The organism is Caballeronia sp., assembly GCF_049581465.1.
In the GTDB taxonomy this organism is placed as follows: domain Bacteria; phylum Pseudomonadota; class Gammaproteobacteria; order Burkholderiales; family Burkholderiaceae; genus Caballeronia.
In genome coordinates this window covers 1-1,525 of sequence record NZ_JBAUSA010000061.1, presented here as the reverse complement: position 1 = coordinate 1,525, position 1,525 = coordinate 1, and the positions used below count along the sequence as shown (strand labels likewise).

General features: G+C 63.0%; 1 protein-coding gene and 1 pseudogene. Both read right to left on the bottom strand.

What is annotated here, in order from left to right:
• Positions 1 to 1,275, bottom strand: a 1,275-nt coding sequence (locus tag WCA53_RS01430) for an MFS transporter (protein WP_423904666.1), incomplete at its 3' end; no start/stop codon positions are given.
• Positions 1,276 to 1,354: 79 nt separating this feature from the next.
• Positions 1,355 to 1,525 (bottom strand): annotated as a pseudogene (locus WCA53_RS01425) (DUF4863 family protein); the annotation flags it as partial.

Here is a 1,525-nt window from a genome sequence, read left to right as displayed (position 1 = left end):
GGCGACGATGGCGCCGAAGATGGCGACGCCAGTCGCGCCGCCCACCTGGCGCGCCGTGTTCAGCACGGCGGACGCGGTCCCCGCCTGATGGCGCTCGACGCTCGATAGTATGGACGTTGTCATCGCGGGTATGGCCAGCCCACTGCCGATTGGGATCAGCGCCAGGCCGGGCAGCATATCGAGGAAGGTCGCATGGTCCGAGATGCCAAACGTGCCAAGCAACGCGTAGCCGATACAGCCGATTAGGCCGCCCACCACCATGGGCACGCGCAGTCCGGTGCGCGCTGACAAGCGTCCACTGGCGATGTTGGAAATGACAGCGCTCCCCGTCAGCGGCAAAAAGGTCAGACCGGTTTCGAACACGGAATAGCCGCGCACCTTTTGCAGGTAGAAGCTGAGCACGAAGATCACGCCGTAATAGGTGAAGTTAGCCAGCACGCCAAACAACACGGCACCCGAAAAACGCATGCTATGGAACAGTGTCAGCGGCAGCATCGGCGCCCGCACGCGACTCTCGACCATCAGGAAGGCGGCGCCGGCGAGGAAGGCCAACACAAAGCCGCCTTGCACAACCAGGCTGGAAAGGCCCCGTGCCTGCACCTCGATCACTGCGCCAATGAAGCCGATCAGCGCGAGCACCGACAGCAGCTGGCCCGGCAAGTCGAAGTGGCGCGACGGTTCCTTCCTCACCATGGGCGGCACGACGTAATACGTCAGCGCGAAGCCGGCCACGCAGATCGGCACGTTGACCCAGAAGATGCTGCGCCAGCCCGCCGTCGACAACAGCAGGCCGCCAATTACGGGACCGGCCGCGATCGACACACCGCCGGCGGCCGTCCACCAGCCGATCGCCTTGGCCAGCATTTTTTTATCGTGGGCATAGGTAAAATTGAGGATCGCTAACGAACTAGGCAGCAGCAGCGCTGCGCCCACGCCCTGCATCGCGCGGGCCATGTTCAGTGTCATGGCCGACGGTGCCATGGCACAGGCGATGGATGCCAGCGTGAACAGGCCGAAGCCGCTCAGGAACGCGCGCTTGGAGCCGAATTTTTCGCCCACTACGCCGGCTGACAGCAGAAATGCGGCGAAGCCCAGCGTGTAGGCGTCGACCACCCACTGCAGGGTGCTGACCTCGGCGCCCAGCTCCAGACCCATCTTGGGCAGCGCGACATTGACGATGGTAACGTCAAGCTGGACGATGATGAAGGCGAAGCTGCTTGCCAGCAGCACCGCCAGTGACGGTCGGTGCGCCGCCGGGTTTGATGTTGTATGCATATTGTTTCCTATGGACATGCTGAAGAATGCTGGCCTGAATTCCACGAGCATCGTCCTGCTACCGCAGTCGAACGACCTGATGGAACACTGGCGCCGGTGGCGTCCAGCCGCCATAACACCAGCCGTTCGGACCCGCGAGCGCGGCACCTTCATTGAGCGGCACCACCCTATTGATCTCGCCGTACGGGTACAAGTGATAGCCTCCGCGGAGCTGCCTTCCTGGTTGTTCTGGGCGTTATCGGTGCTGTCC